This window comes from Bacillus sp. (in: firmicutes) (genome assembly GCA_012842745.1).
In the GTDB taxonomy this organism is placed as follows: domain Bacteria; phylum Bacillota; class Bacilli; order Bacillales; family Bacillaceae_J; genus Schinkia.
In genome coordinates this window covers 1-13,371 of the sequence record DUSF01000048.1, presented here as the reverse complement: position 1 = coordinate 13,371, position 13,371 = coordinate 1, and the positions used below count along the sequence as shown (strand labels likewise).

The window sequence follows — 13,371 nt, the reverse complement described above, 5'->3', positions numbered from 1 at the left end:
TTCATTCACCTCGACATTCATTATAAGTGAAAAAACAAATAATTTTAAGTAGCAGGTTTCAATTCTCTTTAAAAAAGGGTATAGTATGAAATAATAATCTCAATGAAATGGAGGATTGTTATGGCTAATCAAATGGAACACCGCCTAACCGACGACTTATTCCCTATATTACAAAAGGAAAGGTTTGCAACGATTGCAACGATTGATTTTGAAACAAAGGGTCCAAATGTTAATGCAATTTCATGGGCATATGCTCCGAATGAACATACTATTTATTTCGCTGTTGATAACCGTTCAAGAATTGTCGAAAACATCAAAAATAATCAAAAGGTTGTGCTAACAACAATAGCAAATGGCACAACTTACTCTATTAGCGGTGACGCTCAAGTAAAAGAAGAAAAGCTCGTAGGCGTTCCTTTAAAACTTGCTTTAATTGAAATAAAGATTGATGCTGTTCGTGATGTCATGTTTTATGGCTCGAAAATATCAGCTGATATTGTTTACGAGAAAACATATGATCAAGAAGCAGCAGCAAAGTTGGATCGACAAGTTATGGATGCAATGAAAAAAGCTTAGTCTCGACTAAGCTTTTTTCATTTATTGCTGTTTTGATTGTTCTTTTTGAATATTGTTAAGCTGTTGTTTTTCACCCTTTGGCAGCTGCTTCTCATTTTGTTCATTCGGGCTTTCATCTGTATTGATGTCGTAAGGAATTTGCGGCATAAGTCGACCAACAATGGCCGATAATTCATTCATAACACCTGCAATCGGCCTGCCATCTTGAATGTCCCTACGCATTTCTCTTAGCCGCTCGACTATATCAGGGTCTGCGACTACAACAGCGTTGGCACCATAAGGGTCATCTTTCAAAGCTTCAGCTACAGAATATTTAACGACACCAACCCGTGACCGATCTAAATTCTTGTCTACATCAATACCAACGACAGCATAATTTCCCGCAACAACGGCAGTTGCATCTTTCACGTCAGGAATTCGATTGGCTAAATCTACCAAATGCATAGCCGCTTGTTCACCAGTTAATGGATTGTTACTATTGTCATTTCGTTGATTCACTGTAATAAAATTATTATTTTGGACATCATTTATCACATCATTTTTACTCCCATTTTGTGCACAGCCCGTGGCTATTAATAAAAATAATATGGCTGTTATCGATAATTTTCGCACCACTTCCCCAACCTTTCCATATAATTTTAATAAAATAATGTTTATGATTTATTGTTTATTTCTTCGTCTAAGTTTATTCTTCCAATCATATATTTAAATCATAAGCTGTCCAAATTAAAATCTCCTTTAAGCATCAGAAATAAAAACAGACAGTCAGGGGGAGAAGTGTTGAAGGAAATTTATGTACTAGATACTAATGTATTACTTCAAGATCCTCATTCAATCTTCGCATTTGAAGATAATGAAGTAGTGATTCCAGCAGTTGTCCTAGAAGAGGTCGATTCAAAAAAAAGAAATATGGATGAAATTGGGAGAAACGCAAGACAAGTATCAAAAATAATTGATCGCCTGCGGACACAAGGAAAAATTCATAAAGGAATTCCGCTTGAAAATGGCGGAAACTTTAGGATAGAGTTAAATCATCGTTCATTTTTAAAGCTACAGGAAGTATTTGATGAAAAAACGAATGATAATCGTATATTGGCGGTTGCCCTTAATTTGAATTTAGAGGAGCAGAAAAAAGAAGCAGGCAGACAAGTCATCCTTGTTAGTAAAGATGTGTTAGTAAGGGTAAAAGCTGATGCCGTAGGCCTATTAGCAGAAGACTTTTTAAGTGATCGGGTTGTTGAATATGATGACAATATTTATTCAGGCTTCCAAACTGTCTATGTTAGCAAGGACCTTTTGAACGAGTTTTATGAAAAGACGCAACTAGAAATTACGAAACTTCCAGTATACGGCTACTTGCCAAATCAATTCGTTATTATGAAGGATGTATTAGGGACATCGCAATCTGCGCTTGGCATCGTTGATGAGAAAGTAAAATACGTTAAAAAATGTTTCTTCGATAAGGACCATGTTTGGGGCATTAAAGCGCGGAACGTTCAACAAACAATGGGCCTTGAGCTACTCCTTCGTCCAGATATACCGCTTGTTACATTAATTGGAAAAGCAGGAACAGGAAAAACATTATTAGCATTAGCAGCCGGCCTTTATCAAACAGAGGACCTTGGAATTTACAAAAAATTACTAGTTGCCCGTCCGATTGTGCCTGTTGGCAAAGATCTTGGCTATCTTCCAGGGGAAAAAGAGGAAAAATTAAGACCATGGATGCAGCCAATTTATGATAATTTAGAGTATTTATTTAATACAAAAAAACCAGGTGAACTTGACGCTATATTAGCGGGAATGGGATCCATTCAAGTAGAAGCTCTCACCTATATAAGAGGGAGAAGCATCCCCGAACAATTTATTATTATTGACGAGGCCCAAAACCTTTCAAAGCATGAGGTCAAAACAATCTTAACGAGAGTAGGGGAAAAAAGTAAAATTGTGCTAATGGGTGACACTGAGCAAGTTGACCATCCGTATCTTGATGAATATAACAATGGGTTAACATATGTTGTTGAAAAATTTAAACAAGAGAAAATCAGCGGTCATGTCAAGTTTGTAAAAGGCGAAAGATCGACACTCGCGCAGTTGGCAGCCGATTTATTATAAATGAGGAGGCTGACAAATCAGCCTCTTACGCAAAAATTAATTTTTTAATATACTTGAATCAATTGTTAGCTTAAATTGGACGTTTCCTCCAAGTAAATGACATCATCCATTATAATTCCTCACTTTCATTTATCCTTCCTTTTCCAGTATAAAATTTTCATTTTCATATGTCATATGTATGAGCTACAATTCTTGCATTTTTGTCCATATGACGATAAGATTAAAAGATAGAATGGACTCTTTTAATTGGAGGGATGAACGTGTCTTCAGAGGTTGCCCTAAATCATAAAGAAAAGGCATATGCCCTTCTTAAGGCTGATGCTGATAAAATATTGAAGCTAATCAAAGTACAAATGGATAATTTAACAATGCCTCAATGTCCTTTATATGAGGAAGTGTTAGATACGCAAATGTTTGGTTTATCGCGTGAAATCGATTTTGCCGTCCGTCTTGGGTTAGTTGATGATACCAATGGGAAAGCATTGCTTGAGTCGTTGGAAAGGGAGCTATCATCCCTTCATGAAGCCTCTTTAAAAAATAAATAATTAGGCTGTTAATATAAGGATGAACGACTTATGGTAAAAAAAATAATAAAATCTTATGATTATACACTTGTATTGGCGCCGATTATTTTAAGTTTATTCGGCATTATTATGATTTATAGTTCAAGTATGGTTGTTGCTGTTGATGAATACGAGGGAACACCTGATTTGTTTTTCTTAAAACAATTACGGTGGTTTTTTCTTGGCGTACTTATTTATATGTTTTTTTTAATCTTTCCATATAAAATATATAAAAGGTTTTTAAAGCTGATTTTTTTCGGGGCACCAATAATACTTATAGCTGTTTTGCTTTTTGGAACGACAACTAATAATGCGACAAGAGGTTTTTTGGGCTTTCAGCCAGCAGAGTTTATAAAACTTGGTGTCATTATTTACTTAGCGGGTGTTTTTTCTAATAAACAATCGTATATTGAAAGGTTCGCGCCCGCATTTGGTCCACCATTAACGTTTATTTTCATAATATTTTTCCTAGTGTACAAGCAGCCAGACTTAGGAACGGCTCTGCTCATTTTAGCTACAGCGGGAATGATCATTATTTGCTCAGGCATTCGTCTCAAACATCTTAGCCGATTGATGCTCGTGGCTGTAGTTGGAGCAATTCTTTTATATCCGTTTTTATCGGAGGTGCAGTTAGGTCGCATTACAGCTGCGTATAATCCTTTTCATGAAGATATAGCTGATAAGAATGGATACCAGCTTATTAATTCTTATATTGCCATTGCTGCTGGTGGTGTTACGGGGGAAGGTTTAGGAAAAAGCATCCAAAAATTTGGCTATCTGCCCGAGCCGCATACTGATTTTATTATGGCGATTATTTCAGAAGAACTTGGAATCTTTGGTGTTGGTTTTGTCTTATTCATGTTACTCTTTATTGTTTGGAAGGGATTTACTGTAGCGATGAAGGCTAATGATCCGTTTGGTAGTTTAATTGCTATCGGGATTTCAGGTATGATAGGCATTCAGTCTTTCGTTAATATTGGTGCATTGACAGGACTATTACCAATCACAGGTGTACCTCTCCCGTTCGTAAGTTATGGTGGTTCATCATTAGTGTTGATAATGATATCAATGGGAATTCTAAATAATATCGCAATGTATGCAAAGTTAAAGCAAGCATAAAAAAGATTGCCTCTAGTCTAGGCAATCTTTTTATATTGTTTTATTTTGTTTTTCTTACTTCTCGAAGATAAAAGAATTAGATAGCTTAGGACACAGAATAAAACTGTAATAAACGTAGCATGTGCTAATGTCACATATAAATTTACTCTTGTATAAATAATAAGTGCACCTGATAAAGGTTGTAGGATGATTAAGATAATGGACGAAATAGCACTCCAGTACAATACTCGTTTTATGCGATATTGTTTAATAATTCGAATTGATAAAAGGATTAGCCATACAAAGAAAATGGTAGCTGCAAAGCGATGCCCCATTTGCACCCATTCAAACTCGTTAGTAGGTAATGAGAACATAGCACTGTTATCACAAAATGGGAAATCTAAACAGGCTAAATGTGCTTTTTTGTGACGAACAAGTGCACCAGTATAGACAACCATATAGCAATAAATACTGATAGCATAAATTTGCGCCCGCAAGCCTTTATCAATAATTAAAGAGTCGGCATCAAATTTTTTGTCTATTTCAAAAATAAGTAACATTAATAGAAAGACAGATGCAACTGATACTAATGAAACTCCAAAATGCAATGCCATAATGACCGGATCTTGACCCCAAATAACGGCCCCTGCTCCAAGCAACGCTTGAACGATTAAGAAGAACACCGATAAAAATGAAAGAAACTTAACTTCCCTTATATGTCCAACTTTTTTCCAAGACCAAACAGCCAAAGTTACGACTAAGATAATTGATAGTCCAGATACTAGTCGGTGTGAAAGTTCAATAATTAGTTCAGATGTAATATCACCGGGAAGAAATTTTCCGTTACAAAGCGGCCATGAACGACCACAGCCCATACCAGAACCAGTCTTCGTAACAAGTGCACCGCCAATAAGAACAAAAAGCATGACGATACTTGACGCGACAGATAAAACTTTTAATCCTCTATTCAAGTTGACCTCACCTTCTTTATAAAAAGTATAAAAAAATAGTGATTATTACGTTATTTATGATAAATATATCACACATACGAAATAGAAATTAGGTATGTTTTTGTCAAATGTGTGAATAGATTAAGAATAATCATCATTTATTCTATCTTATTACTCATATTTCTATTGATTATAACATTAATATAATAAAAAATATATAAATAGTAGTTCTACAGAAGAGAATATGGGATACTTATAACATCGTTTTGTTTTGAGATTGAAAGGTAGCTCATTCCTTAGTGGAGGTGGTTTTAATTTGACATTATAGTAATTGTAAAAATATTTTCATTATTATTTAACAAATTCTTCACGATTTATGGTTTAATAAAGATGAGATATATTTCTATGATATTTATCACAATTATAATATTTTTTTGCTAGTTGGCTATTTTTAGGAAATTGTAGCTTTGGACAAAGGTAAAGGAGGAAAAATAGTCGATGGAAAACTCTAGAATTATGAGTAGAGCTGCTAATCCGATGTTTGACGCTACTACTCTTAAAGAGAGTGAAATTCAAACAAGTTCCTTGTGGAATGATTTGCTTTCCCTTGTTAAAATTGGAATTATAAATTCTAATTTAATTACAGCTTTTACTGGTATTTGGCTTGCGCTCTATTTCACAAATCAAACATTTATTGCTAGTATTGATAAAGTGTTGCTTGGAATGTTTGGGAATGCATTAGTAATGGCTGGAGCATGCGTTTTGAACAATTATATCGACCGTGATATAGACCATATCATGGAACGCACGAAAACAAGGCCAACCGTAACAGGAAGTATTGGCTTAACAAAGGTTTTAATGCTTGGATGGTCAGCATCATTAATCGGTTTACTATTATTATTATTGGCATCGCCTCAAGCTGCTATTATCGGGTTTATAGGATGGTTTACTTATGTCGTCTTATACTCGCTCTGGTCTAAGCGCAGGCATCCAATTAATACAGTTGTTGGCAGCTTTTCAGGTGCTGCACCACCGTTAATTGGCTGGGCAGCGATTGACCCTACTCTATCAATTGAAGCGTGGGTTTTATTTCTTATTATGTTCATTTGGCAACCGCCACATTTTTATGCATTAGCAATGAAAAAGTGTGCGGAATATAAGAAGGCTGGAGTTCCGATGCTGCCAGTTGTAAAAGGTTTTGCAGTAACAAAGAGACATATTGTTGCCTTTGTTGCTTGTTTGCTACCGTTGCCATTTTTCTTAACAGCATTAGGTCCAGTCTTTCTAACCGTATCTTTACTGTTAAGTGTAGGTTGGTTTGTGTTGGGTATTTATGGTTTTTTCATGAAAGAAGATTTGAAATGGTCAAAGTGGATGTTTATTTATTCTTTAAACTATTTGACGATTATTTTTGTATTGATGGTCATTGTAACGATTTAGAAGAAAGCTAGTGAGGTTTCTCACTAGCACTTTTTCGACATACTTTTTAAACATTTTAGTTTTAAAAGTATCAAAATGGTAAAAAGTGTCGAAATGTAAGGGATTATGTAATCGTTATAAAGAAAAGAAGTCTATCATACATATGATGTTATAAAATACCTTTCATCATGTTAATAATGTTGAGAGGTATTTAAATAAATAGATTTATTAAAAGAAAGAGGGGTTAGGATGAAATGAATCGTGTAGGAGGGAAAAGTCGTTTGTTTGTGGTAGTTTTAATGCTTTTGCTAATCTTAGCTGGCTGTGGTGGGGAGCCGTTTTTGTCGACCCTTACACCAGGAGGTAAAAATGCTGAAATGGTGTTTGACCTGATGATGTTAACAACAATTCTCATGGCGTTTGTAACCGTTGTTGTCATTGTCATTTTCATTTATGTTTCCATTAAGTTTCGCAGAACAAAACAGAATGAAAATAAGATTCCTAAGCAAATTGAAGGCAGTCATAAATTAGAGATTATTTGGACTGTTATTCCGATTGTCATTCTAATGATTATTGCTGTTCCAACTGTTTCTGCAACATTCAAATTGGATGCTAGTAAAGAAAACATTCCAAAAGATGCATTGCAAGTAAATGTTACTGGGAAGCTTTATTGGTGGGAATTTGAGTATCCAGAAGAACAAATCATTACAGCACAGGACTTAGTGATTCCAGCTGGAGAAAAGGTTTATTTAAAGTTAACAGCAGGAGATGTGAAACATTCATTTTGGATTCCGGCATTAGCGGGAAAAATAGACACGAACACAGATAATGAAAATTATATGTGGGTCCATGCCTATGAAGAAGGGGTTTATTATGGGAAATGTGCTGAACTTTGCGGCCCATCACATGCTTTGATGGATTTCAAGGTAAAGGTTTTATCAAAAGAGAATTATGAAGAATGGGTTGTTACTATGCAGCGACCAACAGAAGTACCGACAGAAGCAACTGCTAAGGCTGGCCAAGAAATCTTTGCAAAAAGCTGCGCAGGTTGTCATGCTGTTGATTCTAATGATTCACGACCAGTAGTTGCAAGACTTGCACCAAATCTGTCTAACTTTGCAGACCGTGAGCGTGTTGCCGGGATTAAAGATATGACACCCGAAAATGTTCATGCTTGGATTTCAGACCCTGAAACAATGAAACCAGGAAATAAAATGACGGGCACATATAATTTGAAACCAAATGAAATCGAAGCGGTAACTGAATACTTGCTTACGCTTTCAAAGGAAAATAAATAGAGAAGAGGGAGGTCCAAAAAGTGAGTACATTGGTACAAAAAAGGGGTGTTGGCGCAATTATCTGGGACTACTTAACGACAGTAGATCATAAAAAAATTGCCCATTTATATCTTTTTGCAGGATTATTGCACTTTGTCATTGGTGGTTTAGAGGCACTGTTAATGCGGATTCAATTAATGTATCCGGAAAATAATTTTCTAGTTGGCACTGCGTTTAATGAAGCATTAACAGCCCATGGTACAACAATGTTATTTTTTGTTGCGATGCCGCTAATATTTGCTTTAGCGAACGCAGTCGTTCCGATTCAAATAGGGGCACGGGACGTTGCTTTTCCATTTTTAAATTCACTTGGCTTTTGGTTATTTTTCTTTGGTGCATTATTTTTTAACTTTGGTTGGTTTTTAGGTGGAATGCCGGGAGCAGGGTGGACGAACTATGCGTCACTGGCGATGGCAGACCCGAGCCATGGTGTTGATTTTTATTTAATCGGTTTGCAGATTTCCGGTTTTGGAACATTAATATCGGCGATTAACTTTTTAGCTACGGTTATTACAATGCGTACAGCTGGGATGACATTTATGAGACTTCCGATGTTTACATGGACAGTTTTTGTTTCGTCATCGTTAATCTTATTTGCCTTCCCACCATTAACAGTGGGCATATTCTTAATGATGTTTGATCGTTTGTTCGGCTCTAACTTTTTTAATGTTGCTCTTGGTGGAAATACAATTATTTGGGAGCATTTATTCTGGATATTTGGTCATCCAGAAGTATATATTTTAGTATTGCCTGCTTTCGGGATTTTCTCAGATATTATTTCAACATTTTCACGAAAACGTATCTTTGGTTATACATCAATGGTATTTGCCACAGTTTTAATCGGTTTTATCGGCTTCATGGTTTGGGCTCACCATATGTTTACAACTGGTATGGGCCCTGTTGTAAACTCTATTTTTGCGGTAGCAACAATGGCGGTTGGTGTACCAACGGGAATAAAAGTATTTAACTGGTTATTTACAATGTGGGGCGGTAATATTCGCTATACAACCCCGATGCTTTATGCTACATGGTTCGTTCCGACATTCGTAATGGGTGGGGTTACTGGTGTTATGCTTGCTTCAGCTGCAGCGGATTACCAGTTCCATGACAGTTACTTTGTTGTTGCCCATTTCCATTACATCATTGTTGGTGGTATTGTTTTAGGTCTTTTTGCAGGCATGCATTTCTGGTGGCCGAAGATGTTCGGAAAAATGATGAACGAAACGTTAGGAAAAATCACGTTCTGGGTATGGTATATCGGTTTCCATCTAACATTTTTTATTCAACATTTCCTTGGGCTTTGGGGAATGCCGCGCCGTGTATTTACATATTTGCCAAACCAAGGCTGGGATACAGCAAACTTTGTAAGTACAATTGGTGCAATCTTAATGGCAATTGCAGTTGTTTTACTTGTTATTAATATGGTGATGTCTTTCTTCAGCAAAGAGGAAGTTGGTCCAGACCCATGGGGAGATGGGCGTTCACTAGAATGGGCGGTTTCTTCTCCACCAGTGGAATACAACTTTAAACAATTGCCGCTTGTTCGCAGCTTAGACCCTGTTTGGTATGAAAAAATGAATGGCAATAAGGAACTAATACCAGCAGAGCCACTTGGCGATATTCATATGCCTAATGGATCGTTTCTTCCGTTTGTTATATCTGTAGGTCTATTTGTATCAGGATTCGGATTTATGTATCATGATTTAGGTACGAATAAGCTTGCTTTAAGCGTAGGAATTATTGGTCTTGTAATTATGTTTGGAGCAATGTTTGTTCGCTCAATTAAAGATGATCACGGCTATCATATCCACAAAGAAGACCTTGAGCGAGAAGGAGGTTTAAAAGCATAATGGCAGCTGAACAAGCTTTGACACGAGAAAACTTTCCAGCGGAACCTGAAAAAGCGACGATGGAAGGGAAAAATAAATTTATCGGTTTTTGGTTGTTTCTCGGCGGAGAAACCGTTATGTTTGCATCGTTATTCGGGACGTTTTTAGCTTTACGTCATTCGACGATAAATGGGCCATCACCTAATGAACTTTTCTCATTACCATTAGTATTTTTAGCGACAATGTTTTTATTATTTAGCAGTTTGACGAGCGTCTATGCGATTTATCAAATGAAAAATAATAATTACAAAGGCATGCTTATATGGATGTGGGTTACGGTCATTCTCGGTGCTTGTTTCCTTGTCCTTGAAATTTATGAGTTCAATCATTATGTTCACGAAGGATTAAAATACACAACAAATGCTTTTGCTTCATCTTTCTATACATTAACAGGATTTCATGGAGCGCACGTAGCTTTTGGACTTTGTTGGATTACCACTTTATTAGTTCGCAACTCTAAGCGTAATCTTAGTTTATACACAGCGCCGAAGTTTTATGTAGCGAGTTTGTATTGGCATTTTATTGACGTTGTTTGGGTATTCATCTTTTCAGTTGTTTACTTAATGGGAAAGGTGGGCTAAAGAATGACTATGAATTCAAATTCATCGACAGAAACGAAGTGGGAGCTTAGAAAAGCTGCGAATAAGGAAGAAATGAATCAACAATTTATTGTCTTTGCGTTAACAATTGTTCTTACTATTCTTGCCTTTGCCGCAGTAGTTTTTGCTGATGTTATTAATATGTGGTTTGTCGCGCCATTTATAATGGTTCTGGCGATTGTCCAAGTTATGTTTCAATTGTTTTATTTCATGCACATGAGTCATAAAGGGCATGAAGCACCAATAATGTTTATTTTTACGGCTATATTACTCGCTGCAGTGACAGTTATTGCCTTGATGACGATTGTATGGTGGTAAGTAATGATTGAAAATGGGACCTGGCTTTTTGCAGGGTCCCTTTTGAAGTAGTAAGAAAGCAATAAGTTTGAGGTGAAGATCATGCTTGAGAAACTGAGTATTTTTGGTTTTAAGGCAATGTGGAGTCCTTGGTTTTTAATAAGTTTAATCGTCATAGGGGCGATGTACTTCCTGCTTGTTAGGCGGGTGACTGAAAAACAAGCAATCTTGTTCATAACTTCACTCGTGCTATTATATATTGTGAAGGGAAGTCCTGTTGATTTGTTAGGACATTTGAATTTTAGCATCCATATGGCACAAATGTCGGTATTATATTTAGTATTGCCTCCATTGTTGATTCATGCAATCCCCAATTGGCTTTATCAAAAGGTGTTGGCAAAGAGATACATTAGACAGCCGTTTTTGTTCGTAACTAAACCTTTATTCGCTGTTCTTTTATTTAATGGCGTTTTCTCACTCTATCATTTTCCATTTATATTTGATGCTGTTAAAACAAATATCGTGCTTCATGCTCTTGTTACAACGACTATTTTTATCGCTGCCTTAATCATGTGGTGGCCTCTTATTTGTCCGCTTTCTGAATACCGCAAATTAAGTGGATTGCAAAAGTTGGCTTATATTTTTGCAGATGGTGTGCTGCTTACACCAGCATGTGCGTTAATTATTTTTTCTGATGTGCCATTGTATCAGACGTATACAAATCCAGTTGCTTGGGCTAAAGCATTAGAGTTATGTGTGCCAGTCAGCATGCTATCAAATATTGATATTGGTAGTCCACAAATGTTTTCATGGCTACCACCGCTTCATGATCAGCAGCTAGGTGGTGTTATTATGAAGATTATGCAAGAAATTTCGTATGGAACTGTGCTTACCTTTGTATTTTTTCAATGGGTTAAAGAAGAAAAACAAAAAGAGTCAAAAGAAGCGATCGCCCTCCCTTCTCCACAACCATAAAAATAAAGGAGATGTTGATTTTGTCGCCAATTTTTACAGACCGGTTATTAGTAATGGAGTGTCCGTTGGATTTGGCAAAATCAGTAATTTTGCATCGAGAAAAATTAGAGGAGCGTTCACCGCTTGCGTTGCCTAACGATTGGCCTTCTACCCAGTTAAAAAGTCTTCTCCCTTATTATATTGAAATGTTAGAGAAAAATGCGGCTAAAAGGAGCTTGCAAATTTGGTTAATGATTGCGCCTGAAATAAGAACTGTGATTGGCTCTATTAGATTAAAACAGGTGGCAGATGACGCTAGTACGATTGACCTCGGATACGAAACAGTTTATTCCTATCGAAGGCAAGGTTATTGTTTTGAAGCTGTACAAGCTGTTGTTCGTTACGTATTTCTCGATAAAAGAATAAAAAAAATAACCGCTGAATGTGATGAACGTAATATTGGATCGATTAAAATTTTAGAAAAACTTGGAATGCGTTGCGTTAATAAAGAAGTTTCATTTTTAATGTGGGAATTAAAAAAAGAAAGCATATCATAGAATAAGGTAGAGGATTCATTTAATGGGGGAATAAAGATGATTACGAGAATACTCGAAAAGGGAACGCTTAGTATTTCTGAAGATGTTTTCGCGATTATTTCATCGATTGTTATTGATGAAATGGAGGGCATTCATGGCACTGTTTCGGATTTTAAGGATGATTTTATTAGAGTTGTCAATAAAAAAGGCAACCAAAGAGGAATTAGCATTGATCAAGATGAGGGTGAATTGCTCATTACGATTAAAGTATCGGTCTATCTAAATGAAGATATTTGTGGACTCTGTACGGAGCTTCAAAAAACAATTATTGAAGAAATAAAAATCATGACTGGTATCGAAGTAACAAACGTAAATGTAATGATTGATTCAGTCCGCTTAAAGGACGATTAATAATGTATTTATAGAAAATGCTGACTAAAAAGGTCTGACTCCTGTAAATGGAGATCAGACCTTTTTTGTACTATCGGTTTTTTATGAAAAAAGATTATTTTGCAGCCGCTAGTTTTTGGCTTACTGATTCAAGAATTGCTTTAGATTTTTCCACTACATTATTTGGGAAAACTTCATCTTCCCCATATTCAACGCCATGTGGGTAGTAATGCTTTCCTAAAATGGGTGTTAAAAGCTTAATTTTAGCATGCTTTGAATCAACATTAGTACCTTCCACAGCATATCCTTGAACACGTAAATAAAAAACTTCATTCGTATCTAATTGTTCAAATTTACGGTCAAACGATACACGTTCATAATCCCATTGTTCTCTCTGTAGTAAATGTTCTTCACCTAGTACTTTTTGTAAAAGTGAAATATCGTATACTTTGTCATCAAGCCCCGTTCCTTCAAATCTCACTATGTATCCCTCCTAAAATTTCAAAAACACCCTAAAAACTATAATAGTATGAAAGAGTAGAAGATGCAATTCATTTTAAAAAAAGTTACTTTTTTCGACTTTTTAGCGAGAATTTTTTTCTTTTTTGGTCAAAATAAAGAGGGTAATTTACTGGAGTTTGAAAGGAGGAT

The 13,371-nt window shown here is 36.0% G+C and carries 15 protein-coding genes; 12 read left to right on the top strand and 3 right to left on the bottom strand.

Features of this window, described 5'->3' with window-relative positions; genetic code table 11:
• The first annotated feature begins 120 nt into the window (after positions 1–120).
• Entirely contained in the window at positions 121–576 is a 456-nt protein-coding gene (locus GX497_11930; GenBank protein HHY73898.1) for a hypothetical protein, read from the top strand.
• 21 nt (positions 577–597) lie between these two features.
• Here GX497_11930 and GX497_11925 read toward each other — a convergent pair whose 3' ends face one another.
• Positions 598–1,191 (bottom strand): YhcN/YlaJ family sporulation lipoprotein, encoded by a 594-nt coding sequence (locus GX497_11925; GenBank protein HHY73897.1) that lies wholly within the window; start codon positions 1,189–1,191, stop codon positions 598–600.
• Between the two features lie 165 nt (positions 1,192–1,356).
• Between GX497_11925 and GX497_11920 the strand changes: the two genes are divergently transcribed.
• The 3 genes from GX497_11920 to GX497_11910 all read left to right on the top strand — a co-directional run bounded on the left by GX497_11920 (position 1,357) and on the right by GX497_11910 (position 4,370).
• Positions 1,357–2,688, top strand: a complete 1,332-nt coding sequence (locus GX497_11920; GenBank protein HHY73896.1) for a PhoH family protein — start codon at positions 1,357–1,359, stop codon at positions 2,686–2,688.
• 260 nt (positions 2,689–2,948) lie between these two features.
• Positions 2,949–3,233 (top strand): YlaN family protein, encoded by a 285-nt coding sequence (locus GX497_11915; protein ID HHY73895.1) that lies wholly within the window; start codon positions 2,949–2,951, stop codon positions 3,231–3,233.
• 30 nt (positions 3,234–3,263) lie between these two features.
• Positions 3,264–4,370 carry an FtsW/RodA/SpoVE family cell cycle protein gene (locus GX497_11910; protein ID HHY73894.1) on the top strand — a complete coding sequence of 369 codons (1,107 nt, stop codon included), beginning with the start codon at positions 3,264–3,266 and terminating at the stop codon, positions 4,368–4,370.
• A 17-nt stretch (positions 4,371–4,387) separates the two neighbouring features.
• On the opposite strand, the gene GX497_11905 is transcribed toward GX497_11910, so the two are convergent.
• Positions 4,388–5,320 carry a heme A synthase gene (locus tag GX497_11905; GenBank protein HHY73893.1) on the bottom strand — a complete coding sequence of 311 codons (933 nt, stop codon included), beginning with the start codon at positions 5,318–5,320 and terminating at the stop codon, positions 4,388–4,390.
• Positions 5,321–5,815: 495 nt separating this feature from the next.
• Here GX497_11905 and GX497_11900 point away from each other — a divergent pair, with 495 nt between their 5' ends.
• The 8 genes from GX497_11900 (at position 5,816) to GX497_11865 (ending at position 12,741) form a co-directional block, all read left to right on the top strand.
• Positions 5,816–6,739, top strand: a complete 924-nt coding sequence (locus GX497_11900; protein HHY73892.1) for a protoheme IX farnesyltransferase — start codon at positions 5,816–5,818, stop codon at positions 6,737–6,739.
• Positions 6,740–6,972: 233 nt separating this feature from the next.
• Positions 6,973–8,016, top strand: a complete 1,044-nt coding sequence (gene coxB, locus GX497_11895) for a cytochrome c oxidase subunit II (GenBank protein HHY73891.1) — start codon at positions 6,973–6,975, stop codon at positions 8,014–8,016.
• Between the two features lie 20 nt (positions 8,017–8,036).
• The gene (locus tag GX497_11890) at positions 8,037–9,905 is read left to right on the top strand and encodes a cytochrome ubiquinol oxidase subunit I (protein HHY73890.1); all 1,869 of its coding nucleotides are present in this window, start codon (positions 8,037–8,039) and stop codon (positions 9,903–9,905) included.
• Positions 9,905–10,525, top strand: coding sequence for a cytochrome (ubi)quinol oxidase subunit III (locus GX497_11885; protein ID HHY73889.1), 621 nt, complete (start codon positions 9,905–9,907; stop codon positions 10,523–10,525). The genes GX497_11890 and GX497_11885 overlap by 1 nt, the downstream gene beginning before the upstream one ends.
• Positions 10,526–10,528: 3 nt before the next feature.
• The gene (gene ctaF / locus GX497_11880) at positions 10,529–10,861 is read left to right on the top strand and encodes a cytochrome c oxidase subunit IVB (protein HHY73888.1); all 333 of its coding nucleotides are present in this window, start codon (positions 10,529–10,531) and stop codon (positions 10,859–10,861) included.
• Positions 10,862–10,942: 81 nt separating this feature from the next.
• A complete protein-coding gene (gene ctaG / locus GX497_11875; GenBank protein ID HHY73887.1) occupies positions 10,943–11,815 on the top strand; it encodes a cytochrome c oxidase assembly factor CtaG in 873 nt (290 codons plus the stop codon).
• A gap of 20 nt (positions 11,816–11,835) precedes the next feature.
• Positions 11,836–12,351, top strand: coding sequence for a GNAT family N-acetyltransferase (locus tag GX497_11870; protein ID HHY73886.1), 516 nt, complete (start codon positions 11,836–11,838; stop codon positions 12,349–12,351).
• A 36-nt stretch (positions 12,352–12,387) separates the two neighbouring features.
• A complete protein-coding gene (locus GX497_11865; GenBank protein HHY73885.1) occupies positions 12,388–12,741 on the top strand; it encodes an Asp23/Gls24 family envelope stress response protein in 354 nt (117 codons plus the stop codon).
• Between the two features lie 94 nt (positions 12,742–12,835).
• Here the strand turns inward: GX497_11865 and GX497_11860 are convergent, their stop codons facing one another.
• On the bottom strand, positions 12,836–13,201 hold the full coding sequence (locus GX497_11860; GenBank protein HHY73884.1) for a hypothetical protein: 366 nt from the start codon (positions 13,199–13,201) through the stop codon (positions 12,836–12,838).
• Positions 13,202–13,371 lie beyond the last annotated feature (170 nt).